This window comes from Nautilia lithotrophica (assembly GCF_054656815.1).
The window spans coordinates 377,180-396,294 of sequence record NZ_BAAHXN010000001.1 but is presented as its reverse complement, the minus strand read 5'-3'; the positions used below and the strand labels follow the sequence as shown (position 1 = coordinate 396,294).

The following is a 19,115-nucleotide window of genomic DNA, read 5'->3' as shown; positions in this document are numbered from 1 at the left end:
TAATGCAGAGCATTGTAAGCGAAAAGTTGAATGTGAAAAATTTAAGTTTAACCGAATTAAACAAATTATCTGAAGATATAAGAAAAAGAATTTTGGAAGTTGTTTCGGCAAAAGGCGGGCATTTAAGCTCAACCCTCGGTGCTGTGGAACTTATAATTGCCATGCATTATGTGTTTGATGTTGAAAAAGACCCTTTTATATTTGATGTTTCGCACCAGGCTTATGCACACAAACTTTTAACCGGTAGATGGAAGGAATTTGAAACTCTCAGGCAGTTTGGCGGTATAAGCGGTTATACGAAACCGAGTGAAAGCAAATATGACTATTTCAGTGCCGGTCATTCTTCAACTTCAATATCCATAGCCGTTGGAGCCGCAAAAGCCATAAAACTTAAAAATGAAGACAGGATTCCGGTAGTGTTAATAGGTGACGGGGCTATGAGTGCCGGAATGGTGTATGAAGCGTTAAATGAGCTTGGATTTAGAAAATATCCTGTCGTTATTATTTTAAACGATAACGAAATGAGTATAGGAAAACCCATCGGGGCGTTAAGTAAATACCTTACAAGACTTAAAGCCGGAAAATTATATCAGGGGTTTAAAGAAAAATTTAAAAAGTTCCTTGATTCTGCTCCTAAAGACGTTAAATACATGGCCAAAAAAGTTGAAGAGATGTTTAGTGTGCACGGGGTGTTTTTTGAAGAGATGGGACTTGAATACATCGGTCCGATAGACGGGCATAATATCGAAGAAATAATTGAAACGCTGGAAGTTGCCAAAAACCTTAAAAAGCCTGTAATAGTTCATGCAAAAACAATAAAAGGTAAGGGATATAAGCAGGCGGAAGGTTATTACGAGCATTGGCACGGGGTTGGTCCTTTTGATTTAAAAACCGGAAAACCTTTAAAAAGTTCATCACTCAGCGCTACAAAGGTATATTCGAATAAACTTTTAGAACTTGCTAAAAATGACGAAAAAATTGTAGGGGTAACCGCAGCAATGCCGAGCGGAACAGGAATGAAAGAACTTATGAAAGAGTTTCCGGAAAGATTTTGGGATGTGGGTATTGCGGAACAGCATGCCGTAACTTCAATGGCACCCCTTGCAAAAGAGGGCTTTATTCCTTTTGTCGCTATATATTCCACTTTTTTACAAAGAGGGTATGATCAGGTGATCCACGATGTGTGCCTTGATAATTATCCGGTAAGATTTGCAATTGACAGGGCTGGAATAGTCGGAGCGGATGGGGAAACTCATCAGGGTGTGTTTGATGTAGGGTATTTGAGAATACTCCCAAATATGACTCTTTTTGCGCCGAGAGATTTTAGCACATTGGAAAAAGCCGTGGAATTTGCGTATCAATATAACAAGGGGCCTTGTGCGTTCAGATATCCAAGAGGGGCGTTTAATCTTGAAGATGGCATTTTTAAATCTAAGGAATTCGAACTTGGCAAAGGTGAAATTCTGATTGACAATGGTAAAATAATGCTAATAGCATATGGAAACGGGGTTGGAAAAGCATACAACGTTCATAAAATCTTAAAACAAAAAGGCGTTGATACCGGACTTATTGACTTAAGATTTGTAAAACCTTTTGATGAGAATCTTTTAAAAAGTCTCAAAGCCAAAAAATGGTATGTAATCAGCGATAATGCAAAAGAGGGCGGAATAGGGGAAATGCTTAGCGATTTTGTAAACAAAAACGGCTTGGATGTTGAAGTTAGAAGTTTTGAATATCCCGATAAATTTATACCGCACGGAGATGTAAAAAGCGTAGAAAAATTATTAAAAGTTGATGAAGAAAGCATTGCTGAAATTATAAGGTCGGAAAATGCCTAAAGCGGTATTTGGAGGAGGGTGTTTTTGGTGTCTTGATGCTGTTTTTAGGAGAGTGGAGGGTGTGAAAAATATAATTGTCGGATATGCGGGCGGCAGGCGTCCGAACCCGAATTACGAGCAGGTGTGCACCGGAGTTACGGGACATGCCGAAGTGATTGAAATAGAATATGATGAAAATATTGTAAATTATGACGAGCTGTTGGATGTTTTTTTTAAAATTCACGATCCCACGCAGTTAAACCGCCAGGGAAACGACATTGGAACACAATACAGATCTATAATTTTATATATCGATGAAACCCAAAGAAAATCGGCCTTAAAAAAAATTGATGAACTTAAAAACAATGGTATTAATGTAGTTACTGAAGTTAAAAAACTTGAAAAATTTTATCCTGCTGAAGAGTATCACCAAAACTATTTTGCAAAAAACCCGAATCAACCCTATTGTATGTATGTTGTGGCACCGAAAGTTGAAAAATTTTTAAAGATAAAAAATGAAAAAAGAAAAAATTAAAGAATTTAAAGAAGAAATTTCCTATATCAAAATTAATGAAAACGGCTTTGTCGTTATAGATAAAGAAAATAGGGTTTATGTTTTTGATAAAAATTTTAAGTTAATAAACGGCTTTAAAATAAAACTTCCTCCAAATAAACCTTCCGAAAACGGAATAGATGTTGATGAGGGGTTTAACTATCTTTTGCTTGCTTCTCCCGGAAGTCCGCTTACGCTTTGGGATATAAAAAACAAAAAACTGATCGACAAATATGAATGGCACAAGGGAGATGTATTAAGTGTTGCTTTTGGGAACGGATATTTTGCAAGTGGCGGGGTTGACGGAAAAATCTTTTTATACTCATTAGATTTTTTTAAAATGGTTTCAAAAGCAGCCAGACATAAAGACTTCATAAGTGACATAACTTTTGGTGAAGATGAAATTTATGCCACAAGTTATGATAAAAGTGTTTTATTTATAAATCAGTTTTCATTTAAAAAAACAGCCAGGTATCTGCATCTGAAAAAAGCCGTTAAAATTAATAACACTGATTTTTTAATCAGTGCTTCCGAGTATGCTGATATTATAAAATGGGATAAGGATACGAAAGAGAGAAAAGACAGATTTGATTTATATGATGAATTCAGAGATTTTTACATTTATGAAAATTATGTTTTTATTGCTGTAAAAAACAAGATTGTTTTATATGATTTGGAAAAAGAAGTTTTAATTAATGAAAAATTTTTTGAAATTGACGCCGATAAAATTGCCGTTTTTAATGACAGGCTTTATTTTTCAAAAGAGAATGTTTTGGAATGTGTCGAATTGTGTGACGAGGTGGAATTTCTTGATTTAATACTAAAAGAAGATTATAAAAAAGCCTATGAAATGGTGATGTTAAACCCTTTTTTGAAAAAGACTAAAAGTTTTGAAAAACTTGAATTTTTATATAAAAGCAGTTTAAAAAAAGCGGTTAAATATTTGGAAAGCGGTTTGAAGGCAAAAGCGATTGAGGTTTTAAAGCCTTTTATGAATGTGTTTGAAAAAAGGGAAGAAGTTACAAAAACAATATCCCACTTTGAAAATATAATCAAATTTAAAAAGGCATATGAAAACAGAAACCTTGCACTTTTTTATCAGCTTGCAAATAAATATGAGCTTTTAAAAAACACAAAATATTATAAACTCATTGAAAAAGAGTGGGAACTTAAATTTGAAAAAGCCAAAAACCTTGCGATAGAAGGCAGGGTCAGCGAAGCTAAGGAAATATTAAAAGATTTTTTAAGCGTAAGTGAAAAACTTCTTCTGATTGAGCTGCTTTTAAAAGAAGCGGAACTTTTCAGAATTTTAAGGGAAAAAATAGCAAAAAAAGATTTTAAAGGTTTTTTTGCGATAATCAAGGAACATCCGGAACTTAAAAATTCAAAAGAGTATAAAGCTGTAGAGGAATACGCACAAAGACTATATGCCCTTGCCTTAAAAGCTTTTGAAGAAGAAAATTTTAATTACGTATTAAAAGCGGCCGCAATTCTTGAGGATATTGAAGGTTATGAATTAAAAGCAAAAGAGCTAACTCAGCGTGCACAAATAGCCCTTGAATTTTTAAGAATTTTTGGTGAGGACAAAAACAGGGCATTTGAACTTGTTGAAAAGTATCCGTTTTTAAAACGGCTGAAAGTATATAAAATATATGAGGAAAAATGGCACAAAAGGTTAAAAACGGCGGAAAAAGAAGCGTTTGAAGGCAAAATAAAATCGGCTTTAAACACTCTTAAAGAATATGAAAATATTCAAATAAAAAGACCGAGAATCAAAAATATGCTAAAAAGCGCCTATTTGAACTATATTAAAAAATCACATGATAAAAATGCAATCGATAAATATTTGAAAATATTTGGTAAAGATGATGAAATCGCTAAAATTACCTCATAAATTTGAGAAAGAACCTTTTTCTTTGGTGTTATCGGGTGGAGGGGCGTTGGGTTATGCTCATTTGCCAATAATAAAAATGTTAAACGAAAAAGGTATAAAACCTGCTGAAACAATAGGCACCAGTATGGGTGCGATTTTTTCAGCGTTTATGGCTATTGGTTTAAATCCTGATGAAATTGAAAAAATTTTTTTAAAGAATCATTCATATTTTAAATGGTTAAGACTTTCTTTAAAAGAAAGCCTTATAAGCTTACAAAAAATTAAAATTTTGCTTGAACAAATTTTCGGAAATCAAAAAATCAAACAAACTAAAATCCCTCTTAAAATAGTTTCATATAATCTAAATAAACATAAATGTCATATTTTTGATAAAGAAACTTATATAAAAGACGCAATACTTGCTTCAATTGCAATTCCGGGAATATTTGAAGATGTGATTATAGGTGATACATGGTTTGCAGATGGGTGTCTTTGTGAAAATTTACCAGTTTCTTTTGCTGATGAGAAATTAATTATGGCTGTCAATGTTTTAGAAGGAATGGAATTAGAAAGTTTGAAAAATATTAATATATTTAAAAAATTAGAAATATTTGCGAGAATATTGATAAACAATAACTCCATTTGTGATTTAAAACTCCAACAAAACAAAGATGTTTTTTTAATAACACCGGAAAAAAATAATTTTAATATATATGATTTTGATAAATTTGATCAAATTAAAAGAATAAATTTATCAGGAAATTGGTTAGATAGAAAAAAATAGAGATTTTTTAAATGGTACCGGCGGTGGGACTCGAACCCACATGAGCAGAGCTCATCGGATTTTGAGTCCGACGCGTCTACCAGTTCCGCCACGCCGGCTTGGATTGGAATTATAACTACAATTTAATTAATTTTCAAGAATTGTTTGATACGATTAATGTAGAAAAAAAGAAAAAAAGAACTTATTTGTTTAAAAGTTCTTTTAATTTTTTACCAACTTTGAATTTAACTGATTTAGTTTCAGGGATTTTTACTTCTCTGTTTGTTCCAGGAACTCTTGCTACTCTTGGAGCTCTTGTTACAACTTCAAAACTACCAAATCCGATAAAGCTAACTTTTTTACCAGCTTTAAGTGCTTCTTCCATTGCTTCAATTGTTGCATCGATAACTGCGTTTACATCTTTTTTGCTAAGACCTGACTTTTCTGCTACTGCTGCGATTAATTCAGACTTTTTCATTTTTCCTCCTTTTTAGTTGGCTACAAAAAATTTTACTCTTTTTTTTTACCAAAAATCAAGTGTTTTGGGCATTTTTTGCTATAATTTTGTTAAAAAAGGTAAAAAATGAACGCTTGTGAGCTACCAAGCACTAAAAAAACCGAAAAAAAACTATGTGAAATACTGAAAAACGCTAAAACTATCGTTGTAGTAGGACTCTCTCCAAAAGAACACAGAGCTTCAAATCAGGTTGCAAAATATATGCAAGAAAATGGTTACAAAATAATTCCTGTATATCCAAGAGAAGAGACAATTCTTGGTGAAAAAGTTTATAGAAGCCTTGATGAAATTGATTTTGAAGTAGATATTGTCGATATTTTTAGACGTGGTGAAGATACGCCTCCGATAGTTGAAAAAGCTGTAAAAATGCCCGGAATTAAATGCGTGTTTTTGCAAGAAGGTGTAGTTAATGAAAAATCAAAAGAAATTGCCGAAAATGCAGGTGTGTATTACGTGGAAGACAGATGTATAATGGTTGATCATATTAGATGTAAAAATGAAGGACTTTTATGATACCTTTTGAAGATATTAAAAAAGCACACGAGAGAATAAAAAATGTAGTTTATAAAACCCCGTTTGCCTATGCGCCTATTCTTTCTCAAAAAGTAGGAAACGAAATATATTTAAAAAAAGAAAACCTACAAATTACAGGGGCATTTAAATTAAGGGGTGCTTTTAACAGAATTGCATCAATTCCCGAAGAGAAAAGAAAAAAAGGCGTTATTGCCGCAAGTGCCGGAAATCATGCACAGGGTGTTGCTTTTAGTGCAAATTATTTTAATATTCCTGCGATAATTGTTATGCCAGAAGCTACACCTCTTACAAAAGTAACCGGAGTAAAAGAATATGGTGGTGAAGTTGTTTTGGCAGGAAACAATTATGATGAAGCATATGAATATGCAGTTCAACTTGCCGAGGAAAAAGGGCTTGAATTTATTCATCCTTTTGCTGATGATGAGGTAATAGCAGGACAAGGGACAATCGGGATCGAAATGCTTGAGCAGGTTCCGGATCTTGATTATATAATCGTTCCAATAGGTGGTGGGGGACTTATAAGCGGTATTGCAAGTGCCGCTAAGCAGATAAATCCACATATTAAGGTTATAGGTGTTACAGCTGAAGGTGCTCCTGCTATGAGACTGAGCTTCTTAAGCGGAAGCGTTCAGGATACAACGTTTGTAAAAACAATAGCTGATGGTATTGCGGTTAGGGATACAAATCCAAAAATGTATAAACTAATAAAAGAAGTGGTGGATGATATTGTAGAAGTTGATGATGAAGAAATAGCAAACGCAATTTTATTTTTAATGGAAAGACAAAAAGTCGTGGTAGAAGGTGCGGGGGCTGTTGGAGTGGCTGCACTTTTACATCACAAAATTAAATTTACCGCTCCTAAAAAAGTCGGAGTAGTTCTTAGCGGCGGAAATATTGACGTAACTATGATTAATTTGATTATTGAAAAAGGTTTATTGAAATCTCACAGAAAAATGAAACTTATTATTACTCTTGTGGATAAACCGGGGGCACTTCAGAAATTAACGGAAATATTGGCTGCGGAAAAAGCGAATATTGTTCAAATAGGTTATGACAGAACGGATCTGAATCTGGCAATTGGTGATGCAAACGTAACAATAGCTCTTGAAACAAGAGGACTTGAACATCAAGAAGCTATAAAAAGAGCTCTTCATAAAAACGGATATAAATTTGTAGTTGAGTAGGTTTATTAATAATTAGTGAAGTGAGTAGGTTGTGAAGTTTAGAAGGTAATATATATTATAAAAAGGAGAATTAATGAGTAAATATGAAGTGGTGATAGGTCTTGAAGTTCATGTTCAGTTAAATACGAAAACCAAAATTTTCTGTAATTGCGCTACAAGTTTTGGCGATGAGCCTAATACAAATACATGTCCTACATGTCTTGGACTTCCTGGTGCGCTTCCGGTTTTAAACAAAGAAGCGGTAAGAAAAGCAGTGATGTTCGGAAAAGCTGTTAATGCCGAGATTAACAAAAAATCTATTTTTGCAAGAAAAAACTATTTTTATCCAGACCTTCCAAAAGGGTATCAGATAAGCCAGTTTGAAATTCCAATCGTAGGTAAAGGATACCTTGAAATAGAAGTAAATGGCGAAAAGAAAAAAATAGGAATAACAAGAGCGCATCTTGAAGAGGATGCGGGGAAAAATATGCATGAGGGTGATCATTCAAAAGTTGATTTAAACAGAGCCGGAACACCTCTTCTTGAAATAGTGAGTGAACCTGATATGAGAAGCAGTGACGAAGCGATAGCTTATCTAAAAAAACTGCATGCAATCGTGAAATATCTTGGAATTAGTGATGCAAATATGCAAGAAGGCTCTTTCAGATGCGACGCAAACGTTTCAGTAAGACCTAAAGGTCAAAAAGAGTTCGGAACAAGGGTTGAAATTAAAAACATAAACTCATTCAGATTTATTAAACAGGCAATTGAATACGAAATTGAAAGACATATTGAAGCGTATGAATATGACGAATATGAAGATGAAATAGTTCAGGAAACGAGACTTTTTGATTCAAAAACAGGTGAAACAAGAAGTATGAGAGGTAAAGAAGAATCGGCCGACTATAGATACTTTCCGGATCCGGATCTGCTTCCGCTTGTGGTTCCTGATGAATTTTTTGATATTGAAATTCCTGAATTACCTGATGAGAAAAAAGAAAGATACATGAAAGAATTCGGTCTTAAAGAATATGATGCTGGTGTTCTTACAGCAGAACCTGAACTTGCATCTTATTTTGAAGATTTGGTTGCAAAAGGGTGTGAACCAGTAATGGCAAACAACTGGCTGGCGGTTGAGCTTTTGGGAAGACTTAACAAAGCCGGACTTTCAATTGAAACCTCGCCTGTTAGCAGTGAAAAACTGGCTCTTTTAATTTTAAGAATAAAAGATAACACAATCAGCGGTGCCGGCGGTAAAAAAGTTCTTGATCTGTTAATGGAAGAAGATATAGAGGTTGATATTGCAATTGACAAACTTGGATTAAAACAGGTAAGTGACGAGGGAGCTATTGAAAAAATGGTTGATGAAATATTAGCTGCAAACGAAGATAAAGTAGCTGAATATAAAGCCGGAAAAGAAAAACTTTTCGGATTTTTTGTAGGTCAGGTTATGAAAGCTAGCCGTGGTAAAGCCAACCCTCAGGTTGTAAACAAAATACTAAAAAGTAAGCTATCTTGAAGATAAAAGAATATATTATAAAAGCTCTTGTAGCTTTTGCCTTTTATCTTGATAGTAATGTTAAATATAAAAAGGTAAAAGGCTTTTTTAGAAGATTAATGAATGATGATGATTATACTCCTAAAAAAATCTTTGACTTTTTTATGCTTTTTTTGGTTATTACCAGTGTCGGTATTCTTCTTTATGATATAAAGCATGAACTCAACCCATGGCTTGAGGATTTTGATTTTTACATTGTTACTATGATTTTTGCCGTGGAATATGTAATAAGGCTGTGGGTATATAACGACACACATAAAATAATTTTGGAAGAATATGAAGAGTCAACTTTTTTAGAAAGGGAATTTTCTCTTAAAAATGTTATAAAAAAAGCTTTGTTAAAAAAATGGGAATATATAAAATCTCCATTTGCAATTATTGACTTTTTAGCAATTCTTCCGGGATTTAGATCTTTAAGAATTCTTAGAATTTTCGTAATTTTCAGACTTTTCAAGGTGTTAAGATATACAAAAAGCATTAATACGTTTTTAGAAGTTCTTGCAAATAAAAAATTTGAACTTACGATATTATTATTAGCCGTAGGTTTTGTAACATTTATAGGTGGTGCAGTAATTTATGTATTTGAGGCACATACAAACCCAAAAATAGATACGATTTTTGATGCGATATACTGGTCTTTAATAACGATTTCAACAGTCGGATACGGAGATATTACCCCTATTACGGAAGAGGGTAAAGTTCTTACGATGTTTTTGATTGTTGTAGGTATCGGTTTTATCTCATTCTCCACTTCAATCATTGCTTCAGCTTTTACCGAAAAACTTCAAGAACTTAAAGCTGACAGGATATTTAGAACAATAAAACATATGAATGATGTGTATCTAATATGCGGATATTCAAATGAAGCTGAAATACTTGCTGAAAGATTTAAAAAAGACAATGTGGATTTTGTTATAGTTGATATGGATGAGGACAGGGTTCAAAAATCTTCAATGAAAGGATATATTACATTAAAAGGTGATATTACTCAAAAAACTTTTTTGCAGGTTTTGGATTTTAATAAAATATCTAAAATTTTTGTTTTAACTAACAATGATATAAGTAATTCTTTTATTGTGTTAAGTGTAAAAGCATATAGTAAAGGTGCAGAAATTATAGCACTTGCAAATGATGAGAGAAATGTTAGTAAAATAAAAAAAGCGGGTGCTGATTATGTGGTTGTCCCATCAACCGTTACGGCTTTGCTTACTGCGGAATATATAGGTAATCCTATTACTTTTGAGGTAATTGACGCAATTTTAACCGAGAAAAGAAATGCAATCATTGATGAAATAATTGTAATTAAAGATTCAATACTTGATGGCAAACTGGTTGGTGAAATAGATTTTGACAGGTATAAAATAATTCTTTTTGGTGTTCTTAAAAGAAGTGAATCTCCACTTTTAAATGAAACGCTTCAGATTGAAAAGGGGCATTTTTATTTTAATCCACCTTTTGATTTGAAGCTGGAAGAGGGTGATATTTTGGTTGTAATGGGTTATAGTGTAAGTGTTAATTATTTCAAATACCAAATAGAAAGAAGTAGTATATGAGAATAGCAATTTTTGGATTTGACGATTTTGGTGAAAGGGTAGCGAGATTTCTTAATAAAAAAGATTTAATTATTGTTGTATTAGATGATAAAGAAGAGGCAAGGGCGAGAGAAAAACTTTATGATGTAATAAAACTTCATAATATTGATGATGATGAAATAGGAAAAATTGAAGAGTTTGATATAGCAATTGCCGTATTGCACGATGAAGACAAAAATTTGTTTTTATGTTTGACTTTAAGGGATTTGTTTCCTGATAAAAAAATCATTGCAAAAGTTGCAGATAAAGACAACGAATATAAATATAAACTGGCAGGCGTCAGTAAAATGATAAATCCGTTTGAAGTAACTGCTAACAGAATTATGACAATTCTTAAAAAACCGCTAACCCTTAAAGTTATTGAAGAAATAATTTTTCAGGATAATAAACTTTCATTTGCTGAAATAGTAATACCCGCAAATTCTTTTTTAGACGGCAAATATATTAAAGATGTATTTAAAGATATATCGGCCCTTTATAATTTATTAATTATTGGTATAGTGGATAAGGAAATATCTGAAAATGTTCAGTTTGTAACAAAAGGATTTAATCATAAAATTGATGAAGGTGATATTTTGGTGGTAGTGGGTGATATAGATGAAATTGAAAGATTTAAAGAGGATTTGCGTAATCTTCATGGAGGTAAAAAATGATTTCGGTTATTGGGGCTGGTGCATGGGGTAGTGCATTGTATTTGGCAATAAAACAGAAAGTTAAAAATGCCGTTATAACTTCCAGAAGAAAAAGAAATATTGAAGGATTTGTAAGTTTAGAAGAAGCACTCAAAAATGAATATATTTTAATTGTGATAGCAGCTCAATCCATTAAAGAATTTTTAACAAAAGTTGATTTAAATGATAAAAAGATTCTTGTAGCAAGTAAGGGTATCGATAATGAAAAACTTAAATTTTTAAATGAAATATTTGAAGAATATGTTGATTCTAAAAACCTTGCTTTTATATCAGGCCCTTCATTTGCGAAAGAGGTAAAAGAAAGCAAGCCCACTGCATTGGTTATCGCTTCAAAAAACATTGAATTGGCCGAAGAGTTTAAAAACTTTTTTCCTTCGTTTTTAAAAATATATACCGATGATGACGTAGAAGGTGTTGAGGTTGCCGGGGCATATAAAAATGTAATTGCAATAGCAAGTGGTATTTGTGAAGGGTTAAATTTAGGTAAAAACGCCAAAGCCGCACTTTTAGCCAGAGGACTTGTGGAAATGGACAGGTTTGGGGAATTTTTTGGTGCTAAAAAAGATACGTTTTTAGGAGTTGCGGGTGCGGGGGATCTGTTTTTAACGGCAAATTCCACAATGAGTAGAAATTATAGAGTCGGGCTGAATCTGGCAAAAGGTATGATGCTTGATGATATATTAAATGAGCTTGGTGAAGTTGCTGAAGGTGTTTATACTACAAAAGCAATATACGAACTATCCAATAAACATAATATTTATACGCCTATAGCAGAGGAAGTTTACAGAATTATATATGAAAGTAAAAAACCTATCCATTCACTTCAAGATTTGTTAGGTTAACCCAAAAAGGGAAAGAAGTATAATTATTTTGCTTTTTTTACCGCACCTGCAACGATTGAAAGCATAAGTCCTGTTGCAATTACACACATTGCAATAGCTATAAATCCGCTAAATCCCATTTTTTCTCCTTTTTTTGGTTTGGATTATTATAACAAATTATGTGAATATGTGAATAAAATTTGTTAAAATTTAGATAAAAAAGTGAAAAAGATGAGGCTTGATCAGTATTTGGTAACAAATGAATATACATTTAGCAGGAATAAAGCACAGGAAATAATAAAGAACGGATACGTAAAGGTTAATGAAAAAATAATTAAAAAGCCTTCATTTAAATTATCTGAAAAAGATAATGTTGAAATTTTAAAAGATGAAAAATATGTTTCAAGAGCGGCTTATAAATTAAAAAATTATTTGGAAAAATATGACATAAACTTTAAAAATAAATTGGTTCTTGACATTGGGGCTAGCACAGGGGGGTTTACGCAGGTAGCTTTGGAAAAAGGTGCAGAGAAAATAGTCAGTGTTGACGTGGGAGATAATCAGCTGCATTTTACATTAAGGGAGAATACTAAAATAGAGCTTTATGAAAATACCGATATCAGGGATTTTACATATGATAAAAGGTTTGATGTAATAGTAAGTGATGTGAGCTTTATTTCGCTCCTTAAAATTATTGACAAAATTGATGAACTTTCAATGGGAGATATTATTTTACTTTTTAAACCCCAGTTTGAAGTCGGAAGAGATGTAAAAAGGGATAAAAAAGGCGTTGTAACAGACAAATCGGCTATACTTAAAGCTAGAAGCAATTTTGAAAATGAGTGTAAGAAACTAGGATGGAAACTTGTAAGAAGTGAAGAATCAAGTATTAAAGGAAAAGAAGGCAATATAGAGTATATATATCATTTTAAAAAAGTTTGATATAATCGCACAAAAAAGGTCTGTTTTGATAAAAAGGTATCCTACTCGTAAAATTAAAGTCGGAAATGTGGAAATAGGAGGTGATGCTCCAATTTCTGTTCAGTCAATGACTTATTCTAAAACCAAAGATATTGAAAATACACTTGATCAGATTAACAGATTGTATTTTGCAGGTGCGGATATTGTAAGGGTTGCGGTTTTGGATGAAGAAGACGCTAATGCACTTAAAGAGATTAAACAAAAATCGCCGCTTCCTATAGTGGCGGATATTCATTTTAATTATAGACTTGGATTAAAAGCGGCCGAAGTCGTAGATGGACTTAGAATCAATCCCGGAAACATAGGCGGTAAAGATAGAGTAAAGGCAATAGTCGATGCCTGTAAAGCCAGAAACATTCCTATAAGAATAGGTGTGAATGCTGGAAGTTTGGAAGAACATCTTGAAAAAAAATACGGACAAAGCCCAAAAGCGATGGTCGAATCGGCTCTTTGGCATATTAAATTTTTGGAAGATTTGGATTTTACTGATATAAAAGTATCACTTAAAGCAAGTGATGTTCAAAGAACCGTGGAAGCATACAGGATGCTAAGGCCACTTGTCAATTATCCTTTTCATTTAGGTGTAACAGAAGCCGGAACGAAATTTCATGCCACAATTAAAAGTGCTGCAGCTTTTGGTGCCTTACTGCTTGAGGGAATAGGCGATACTCTCAGGGTTTCTATAACGGGAGAACTTGAAGAAGAGATAAAAGTAGGAAAAGCCATACTTAAAGATTTGGGGCTAATAAAAGAAGGTGTTAATATAATCTCATGTCCTACATGCGGACGGATCGAGGTTGATTTGCCTCCAATTGTCGAGGCTGTAGAAGAAGCTACTAAAAATATTAAAAAACCTTTGAACCTTGCCGTAATGGGATGTGTTGTAAATGCAATAGGTGAGGCAAAAGAAGCAGATGTTGCCATTGCTTGTGGTAAAGGATACGGGCTTATTATTAAAAAGGGCGAAATAATAGGAAAATACAAAGAAAATGAACTTCTTGAGAGATTTTTAGACGAAGTAAAAAAGGAGAGCGAATGAGTGCTGAAATGATGATATATATAATTGGTGCTTCTATTTTTTCAATGGCGTTTATATTTATGTTTATGCTGCTAAGAAAAATTGAAATTACAGAAGAGAGAATATTAAAAATTTTAGGTGAGCATGCAGAGGAGATTAAACAAGCTAAAGATGATGAAGAGCTTAAAAAATTAATCAGAGCTCTTCCTAAAAAGAAAAGAACTAAGTTAAAAACTCTATTTGAATCTCAGGATTTACAAGATGCAATAAAGCATATTAAAAAGCATATATTAAAGGTTAATCACGAAGAAAATTCAGACGTAAATCAGGATTAGCCAAAACTTCCTCAATAACTATTTCAAAATCCTCTTTAGCGTTTTCAAGCATTTTGAATTTTTCTTCGTTTTCCGATAAAATAACACCTATATCAATAGGGTTTTTTGTAGCTTTAAGATGTTCAATCAGTTCATTATCATCGGTTTGTATATATATACTTCTGTATTGCAGTGTAGCAAGAGAATCTTTGTAAGGATAAGTGATTTTTAAAATCATTAAAAACCTTTTTTATATAATTTTAACATAAAAGGATAAAATATTGGAACTTTATAATTTGGATATTGAAAGAGGGATATTAAGCGCCATTTTGTTTGACGGGAAAATATATGAAGATGTGGCTTCTATATTAAAACCCCACGATTTTTACCTTCCTTTTCATCAAAACCTTTTTGCCGCAATGGAAGAACTTTATAAAAAAGATTATCCAATTGATGAAATATTTTTAAAAGATCATTTAATAAAACAGAACAAATTTGACGAAGAACTTTTTCTTGAAATTTTGGGGACGGCTCCTATTGAAGCCGTAGAAGCGTATGCAAGGGAAATAAAAGACCTGGCCGTTAAAAGGGAACTTATACATCTTTCAAACGAGATTAAAAAAACCGTTCTTGAAGAAGATAAAAAAGCAATTGAAGAAGTGGAAGAGATACAGGGAAAACTTTTCAGTATCGCAACTTCAAACCTTGCAGGTGATTTTAAAGAATCTGAAACTATTATAAACGACACGCTTGAATATATTAAAACACAGGTGAGCAAACAAAATAAAATAGTAACGGGCCTTGATACCGGATTTGTTGAACTAAACAGAATGACAAGCGGTTTTGGTGAGGGGGATTTGATAATTCTTGCGGCAAGGCCTTCTATGGGTAAAACAGCACTCGCACTTAATCTTGCCTTAAACGTTTTAAAACAGGACAAGGGGGTTGCCATATTTTCTCTTGAAATGCCGGCCGAACAGCTAATGCTTAGAATGCTTAGTGCAGCCGGAAAAATCCCTCTTCAGGATTTAAGAAGGGGAAATCTTGATGATAACGAATGGAGTAAACTTACAGCCGTTGCGGACGAGCTGAGTGAAAAGCCTCTTTTTGTGGATGATGAGGGAAACGTAAACATACATACGATAAGGGCTAAGCTTAGAAAACTTAAAATTCAAAATCCAGACCTCTCCCTTGCAATAGTTGATTATCTTCAGCTGATAAGTTCAGACCAGAGGGAAAGACATCTCGCCATTGCGGAAATAAGCCGAAGTTTAAAACTTCTTGCAAGGGAGCTTCAAATACCGATCATCGCCCTATCTCAGCTTAACCGCTCACTTGAAAGCCGTCCGAATAAAAGACCGATGCTAAGTGATTTGAGGGAATCGGGTGCCATAGAGCAGGATGCAGATATAATTATGTTTATCTACAGGGATGACGTGTATAAAGCGATGGAGGCTAAACAGAAGCAAAAAGAAGCGCTTGAAAAAGGTAAAGCCGTCGAAATTGACTTTCAAGAAAAAGAAGTTGAAGAAGCAGAAATAATTATTGGAAAACAGAGAAACGGACCTACTGGCACCGTTGAGATGCTGTTTCACAAAAAATACACGCTTTTTACCGACAAGGTGAGTGAAGTGCAGGAAATCCAGATGAGCGAGGCACAGATAGATATACCTTCCATTTAAGAGTGAAAAATGTAAAATGAAAAGTGAAAAGATAAGTCAGTTTTATAAAATTTATTATTATTTAAAAACCTTTTTTAATGACAATAAAATAATTATTTTAATTTTTTTCCTTCTGTTTTTTGTCAGGTTTCAGCTTTCTTTTTTGAATTATCTTGATTTCAGGTATGATAAATTCAAAGAAGTGGATGTAAAAGTTGTTAATCAGTATAAAAAAGAAGGAAAACGGGGTGAATATTTTGTATTGAAGCTGAAAAACAGAGATTTGACTTTTTACACCACCTCAAAAGAGGATTTAAAAAACCTCTTAAATGAAAATTTAAAACTTACCATTATAACTTCCAATGTTACTTTTAAAGATTATCTTTTTACGTTTTACGCGCCGGGGTTTAACATAAAACTTTTACCCGTCGCTGCGGTTGACGAATTTATAGAAAAGCAGCATTCGGACATTAGAATGACTAACATATACAAAGCGCTTTTTTTTGGTGAAAGTATCGATTATAAAACAAGGCAGGAGTTAAGCACCCTTGGCATTTCGCATCTTATTGCCCTAAGCGGTCTTCATCTTGGGTTTATATCATTGTTTTTGTATCTGGTTTTTACGCCCGTTTATAAAGTTTTTCAAAAAAGATTTCCATACCGCAACCGATTTGTTGATCTGGCGGTTTTGATATTTGTGATAGAATTTGTTTATCTGTATATAACAGGGTTTCCTCCGTCTTTAATCAGGGCTTATGTTTTGGAAATAGTGGTTTTTTTGTATGCATATAATCTGCAAAATCCTTTTTCGCTTAAGGTTTTGGGCGTCGTTTTTCTTTTTTCGCTGCTGATATTTGGGCAAAAAGTTTTCAGTATAGGGTATTTTTTAAGTATTACCGGCGTTTTTTACATATATCTTTTTTTCAGGTATTACAGGCCTACTTTTTTGAATTCACTGCTTTTAAGTTTTTATATGTTTTGTGTGATGTTTATAATTTCCCATTCGTTTTTCGGCAATTTTAACCCGTATCAGTTTTTATCGCCCTTTGTAAATCTGCTTTTTACAGCTTTTTATCCTCTTGTGATTCTGTTGCATCTGTTTGGAATTGGGGGAATGTTTGACGGAATTGTTTTAAAATATCTGCAATTGGGCGAGAGTTTTGAAAGTGTTAAATTTCCTTTGTGGTTTGGTATGATGTTTTTAGGACTTAGTGTTTTTGCTTTTTTCTCAAAAAGAGTGTTTTTTGGTATAAATCTGCTATCATTAGTAGTAATATTTTATGTAACAGGAGTGTATATTGTATAAATTTAAAAGTGTAAAAGAGTATGTTGAATATTTCGGTGAACTGATCGAAAAAGAAAGAAAAGCCGAAAAAGATTTTCACCTGAATGAAATAAAAAGACTAAGCGGCAGTGATAGGCAAAAAAGAGGGCGTGCCATTTTAGGCCTTCGTATGAAATATGTGGGGGAATTTCTTGATTTTAAAATATACAGGTTCAACAGAAACAATATGCCCGATCACCAGATAAAAGCCGGTGATATTGTTTTAATAAGTAAGGGCGATCCTTTAAAATTCAACCAGGAAGCCACGGTAAGCGGGATAGGTAAAAATTTTATAGAGGTTTATTCAAAAGAGCCTATTTTCCGCTCTAAACTTTACAGGCTGGATCTTTTTGTAAACGATATAACGTTTAAAAGGATGAAAAAAGCGCTTGAAAGAATTGAGAATGGAGAATTGAGAATTGAGAACGGGGAAAATATTTTGTTGGGGAAAGATGAGCCTAAAATTGTAATTACGGATGATAAAAGCGAAATTTTAAACGAATCTCAAAATATTGCTCTTAGCAAATCTGTCAATTCGGATGTTTTTCTTATTCACGGACCTCCGGGGACGGGAAAAACCACCACGCTTGCGGAAGTTATTAAAAAGCATATCGGTAAAAAGCTGCTTGTAAGTGCCGACAGCAATGTGGCTGTTGACAATCTGCTCGAGAAATTGAAAGATTTTAACGTTGTGCGTATAGGACATCCCGCAAAAATGGATTCAAAGCTTATGAAATATTCTCTTGATGTAAGAATAAGACGAGATAAAAGATATAAAGAAGTTGAAAAAATAATTAAAAAAATAGACGATTTGAAATATCTTCAGGATAAGAAATACAAAAAACCGACACCCGGAAGAAGAAGAGGACTGAGCGATGAAGAAATTTTAAAATATGCAAAAGAAAATAAAGGCGCGAGGGGTGTTTTGAAAGAGTGGATGAAAGAGATGGCCGAATGGCTTAAAATCCAAAAAAACATAAACAAGCTTTATGATGAAAAAAATGCAAAAATTGAAGAAATAATGAACGACATACTCGAAAACGCGGAAATTGTCTTTGCGACAAACTCGGCATGCGGCGGTGAGTTTTTGGAAGAGAGGGAATTTGACGTGGTGTTTATCGACGAGGCGGCACAGGCGATGGAACCAGGCACCCTTATTCCGTTTATTAAAGGAAAACAGGTGATTTTTGCGGGCGATCATAAACAGCTGCCTCCTACAATTTTAAGCAATGACGAAAGACTTAAAATAAGTATGTTTGAAAGATTCAGCACCCTATATCCGAAAGCCATGCATACACTGGAAATTCAATACAGAATGAATGAAAAAATAAACGAATTTCCAAGCTGCGAATTTTATGAGTGTAAAGTAAAAACTTATGAAGCGATTAAACATATCACAATTAAAGATTTGAATATCCAGCCCGGTAGTGAATACGGCGATTATGAACCTGTAGTGTTTATAGATACATGCGGAAAATTTATGGAAAAAAATAAAAAAGACTCACCATCAAAATACAATCCAAAAGAGGCCGAATTCGTAGTCGGTCTTGTTGAAAAATTATTAAAAAACAGGGCTAAAGAAGAGCATATAGGAATAATTACGCCGTATAAAGACCACGAAGAGTATATTAAAAAAATTATTTCTTCACAACTTCACAACTTCACAACTTCACAACTTGAAATAAAAAGTGTTGACGGATTTCAGGGAAGGGAAAAGGAAATAATAATTTTAAGTCTTGTAAGGGCGAACGAAAACGAAGAAATCGGCTTTTTAAGCGACATAAGGCGTCTAAACGTAGCAATTACTAGAGCTAAAAGGAAGCTTATAATTATAGGGGATGCAAACACACTTGTAGTAAATAAAACATACAGAAATTTGATAGAATACATTAAGGAAAACGGAGTTTATAAACCAATTGAATGAACGGAGAATA

Annotated in this window: 18 protein-coding genes and 1 tRNA gene; 16 read left to right on the top strand and 3 right to left on the bottom strand. The window is 33.4% G+C overall.

Going from position 1 to position 19,115, the window contains the following annotated elements; all coding sequences use genetic code 11:
• The first annotated feature begins 2 nt into the window (after nucleotides 1-2).
• Genes dxs through ACYQ19_RS01975 form a run of 4 tightly spaced genes read left to right on the top strand, consistent with a single transcriptional unit; the run spans nucleotide 3 to nucleotide 5,027 of the window.
• On the top strand, nucleotides 3-1,838 hold the full coding sequence (dxs, locus tag ACYQ19_RS01990; RefSeq protein ID WP_459977753.1) for a 1-deoxy-D-xylulose-5-phosphate synthase: 1,836 nt from the start codon (nucleotides 3-5) through the stop codon (nucleotides 1,836-1,838).
• Nucleotides 1,831-2,352, top strand: coding sequence for a peptide-methionine (S)-S-oxide reductase MsrA (msrA, locus tag ACYQ19_RS01985; protein ID WP_459977752.1), 522 nt, complete (start codon nucleotides 1,831-1,833; stop codon nucleotides 2,350-2,352). Before dxs ends, msrA begins: the two co-directional genes overlap by 8 nt.
• Nucleotides 2,333-4,264, top strand: a complete 1,932-nt coding sequence (locus ACYQ19_RS01980) for a WD40 repeat domain-containing protein (protein ID WP_459977751.1) — start codon at nucleotides 2,333-2,335, stop codon at nucleotides 4,262-4,264. Before msrA ends, ACYQ19_RS01980 begins: the two co-directional genes overlap by 20 nt.
• Nucleotides 4,236-5,027, top strand: a complete 792-nt coding sequence (locus ACYQ19_RS01975) for a patatin-like phospholipase family protein (protein WP_459977750.1) — start codon at nucleotides 4,236-4,238, stop codon at nucleotides 5,025-5,027. Before ACYQ19_RS01980 ends, ACYQ19_RS01975 begins: the two co-directional genes overlap by 29 nt.
• 12 nt (nucleotides 5,028-5,039) lie before the next feature.
• Here the strand turns inward: ACYQ19_RS01975 and ACYQ19_RS01970 are convergent.
• A tRNA-Leu gene (locus tag ACYQ19_RS01970) sits at nucleotides 5,040-5,125 on the bottom strand.
• 83 nt (nucleotides 5,126-5,208) lie between these two features.
• On the bottom strand, nucleotides 5,209-5,484 hold the full coding sequence (locus ACYQ19_RS01965; RefSeq protein ID WP_127680679.1) for an HU family DNA-binding protein: 276 nt from the start codon (nucleotides 5,482-5,484) through the stop codon (nucleotides 5,209-5,211).
• A 105-nt stretch (nucleotides 5,485-5,589) separates the two neighbouring features.
• Between ACYQ19_RS01965 and ACYQ19_RS01960 the strand changes: the two genes are divergently transcribed.
• The 9 genes from ACYQ19_RS01960 to ACYQ19_RS01920 all read left to right on the top strand — a co-directional run bounded on the left by ACYQ19_RS01960 (nucleotide 5,590) and on the right by ACYQ19_RS01920 (nucleotide 14,217).
• On the top strand, nucleotides 5,590-6,036 hold the full coding sequence (locus ACYQ19_RS01960) for a CoA-binding protein (protein WP_459977749.1): 447 nt from the start codon (nucleotides 5,590-5,592) through the stop codon (nucleotides 6,034-6,036).
• Nucleotides 6,033-7,241, top strand: a complete 1,209-nt coding sequence (gene ilvA, locus ACYQ19_RS01955) for a threonine ammonia-lyase (protein WP_459977748.1) — start codon at nucleotides 6,033-6,035, stop codon at nucleotides 7,239-7,241. Before ACYQ19_RS01960 ends, ilvA begins: the two co-directional genes overlap by 4 nt.
• A gap of 73 nt (nucleotides 7,242-7,314) precedes the next feature.
• Nucleotides 7,315-8,739 (top strand): Asp-tRNA(Asn)/Glu-tRNA(Gln) amidotransferase subunit GatB, encoded by a 1,425-nt coding sequence (gene gatB / locus ACYQ19_RS01950; protein WP_459977747.1) that lies wholly within the window; start codon nucleotides 7,315-7,317, stop codon nucleotides 8,737-8,739.
• Nucleotides 8,736-10,331: an ion transporter gene (locus ACYQ19_RS01945; RefSeq protein WP_459977746.1), complete on the top strand. Its 1,596-nt coding sequence runs from the start codon at nucleotides 8,736-8,738 to the stop codon at nucleotides 10,329-10,331. Before gatB ends, ACYQ19_RS01945 begins: the two co-directional genes overlap by 4 nt.
• Nucleotides 10,328-11,023, top strand: coding sequence for a potassium channel family protein (locus ACYQ19_RS01940; RefSeq protein WP_459977745.1), 696 nt, complete (start codon nucleotides 10,328-10,330; stop codon nucleotides 11,021-11,023). The genes ACYQ19_RS01945 and ACYQ19_RS01940 overlap by 4 nt, the downstream gene beginning before the upstream one ends.
• Nucleotides 11,020-11,904, top strand: coding sequence for an NAD(P)H-dependent glycerol-3-phosphate dehydrogenase (locus tag ACYQ19_RS01935; RefSeq protein ID WP_459977744.1), 885 nt, complete (start codon nucleotides 11,020-11,022; stop codon nucleotides 11,902-11,904). Before ACYQ19_RS01940 ends, ACYQ19_RS01935 begins: the two co-directional genes overlap by 4 nt.
• 210 nt (nucleotides 11,905-12,114) lie before the next feature.
• Nucleotides 12,115-12,825, top strand: a complete 711-nt coding sequence (gene tlyA / locus ACYQ19_RS01930) for a 23S rRNA (cytidine-2'-O)-methyltransferase TlyA (RefSeq protein ID WP_459977743.1) — start codon at nucleotides 12,115-12,117, stop codon at nucleotides 12,823-12,825.
• A 25-nt stretch (nucleotides 12,826-12,850) separates the two neighbouring features.
• A complete protein-coding gene (gene ispG, locus ACYQ19_RS01925; RefSeq protein ID WP_459977742.1) occupies nucleotides 12,851-13,903 on the top strand; it encodes a flavodoxin-dependent (E)-4-hydroxy-3-methylbut-2-enyl-diphosphate synthase in 1,053 nt (350 codons plus the stop codon).
• Entirely contained in the window at nucleotides 13,900-14,217 is a 318-nt protein-coding gene (locus ACYQ19_RS01920; RefSeq protein WP_459977741.1) for a 4-hydroxy-3-methylbut-2-en-1-yl diphosphate synthase, read from the top strand. The genes ispG and ACYQ19_RS01920 overlap by 4 nt, the downstream gene beginning before the upstream one ends.
• On the opposite strand, the gene ACYQ19_RS01915 is transcribed toward ACYQ19_RS01920, so the two are convergent.
• Entirely contained in the window at nucleotides 14,180-14,434 is a 255-nt protein-coding gene (locus tag ACYQ19_RS01915; RefSeq protein WP_459977740.1) for a hypothetical protein, read from the bottom strand. The two genes, ACYQ19_RS01920 and ACYQ19_RS01915, sit on opposite strands and share 38 nt — an antisense overlap.
• A 43-nt stretch (nucleotides 14,435-14,477) precedes the next feature.
• Between ACYQ19_RS01915 and ACYQ19_RS01910 the strand changes: the two genes are divergently transcribed.
• From ACYQ19_RS01910 to ACYQ19_RS01900, 3 genes are all read left to right on the top strand, one after another.
• Nucleotides 14,478-15,878: a replicative DNA helicase gene (locus tag ACYQ19_RS01910; RefSeq protein ID WP_459977739.1), complete on the top strand. Its 1,401-nt coding sequence runs from the start codon at nucleotides 14,478-14,480 to the stop codon at nucleotides 15,876-15,878.
• A 142-nt stretch (nucleotides 15,879-16,020) separates the two neighbouring features.
• Nucleotides 16,021-17,163, top strand: coding sequence for a ComEC/Rec2 family competence protein (locus ACYQ19_RS01905; protein WP_459977738.1), 1,143 nt, complete (start codon nucleotides 16,021-16,023; stop codon nucleotides 17,161-17,163).
• Nucleotides 17,156-19,105 carry an IGHMBP2 family helicase gene (locus tag ACYQ19_RS01900; RefSeq protein WP_459977737.1) on the top strand — a complete coding sequence of 650 codons (1,950 nt, stop codon included), beginning with the start codon at nucleotides 17,156-17,158 and terminating at the stop codon, nucleotides 19,103-19,105. The genes ACYQ19_RS01905 and ACYQ19_RS01900 overlap by 8 nt, the downstream gene beginning before the upstream one ends.
• The last annotated feature ends 10 nt before the right edge of the window (nucleotides 19,106-19,115 follow it).

Bases quoted from the DNA above. Each gene is read 5' to 3' on its own strand.
- dxs (WP_459977753.1), top strand. From the start codon at position 3: ATGCAGAGCATTGTAAGCGAAAAGTTGAATGTGAAAAATTTAAGTTTA.
- msrA (WP_459977752.1), top strand. From the start codon at position 1,831: ATGCCTAAAGCGGTATTTGGAGGAGGGTGTTTTTGGTGTCTTGATGCT.
- ACYQ19_RS01980 (WP_459977751.1), top strand. From the start codon at position 2,333: ATGAAAAAAGAAAAAATTAAAGAATTTAAAGAAGAAATTTCCTATATC.
- ACYQ19_RS01975 (WP_459977750.1), top strand. From the start codon at position 4,236: ATGATGAAATCGCTAAAATTACCTCATAAATTTGAGAAAGAACCTTTT.
- ACYQ19_RS01965 (WP_127680679.1), bottom strand. From the start codon at position 5,484: ATGAAAAAGTCTGAATTAATCGCAGCAGTAGCAGAAAAGTCAGGTCTT.
- ACYQ19_RS01960 (WP_459977749.1), top strand. From the start codon at position 5,590: ATGAACGCTTGTGAGCTACCAAGCACTAAAAAAACCGAAAAAAAACTA.
- ilvA (WP_459977748.1), top strand. From the start codon at position 6,033: ATGATACCTTTTGAAGATATTAAAAAAGCACACGAGAGAATAAAAAAT.
- gatB (WP_459977747.1), top strand. From the start codon at position 7,315: ATGAGTAAATATGAAGTGGTGATAGGTCTTGAAGTTCATGTTCAGTTA.
- ACYQ19_RS01940 (WP_459977745.1), top strand. From the start codon at position 10,328: ATGAGAATAGCAATTTTTGGATTTGACGATTTTGGTGAAAGGGTAGCG.
- ACYQ19_RS01935 (WP_459977744.1), top strand. From the start codon at position 11,020: ATGATTTCGGTTATTGGGGCTGGTGCATGGGGTAGTGCATTGTATTTG.
- tlyA (WP_459977743.1), top strand. From the start codon at position 12,115: ATGAGGCTTGATCAGTATTTGGTAACAAATGAATATACATTTAGCAGG.
- ACYQ19_RS01920 (WP_459977741.1), top strand. From the start codon at position 13,900: ATGAGTGCTGAAATGATGATATATATAATTGGTGCTTCTATTTTTTCA.
- ACYQ19_RS01915 (WP_459977740.1), bottom strand. From the start codon at position 14,434: ATGATTTTAAAAATCACTTATCCTTACAAAGATTCTCTTGCTACACTG.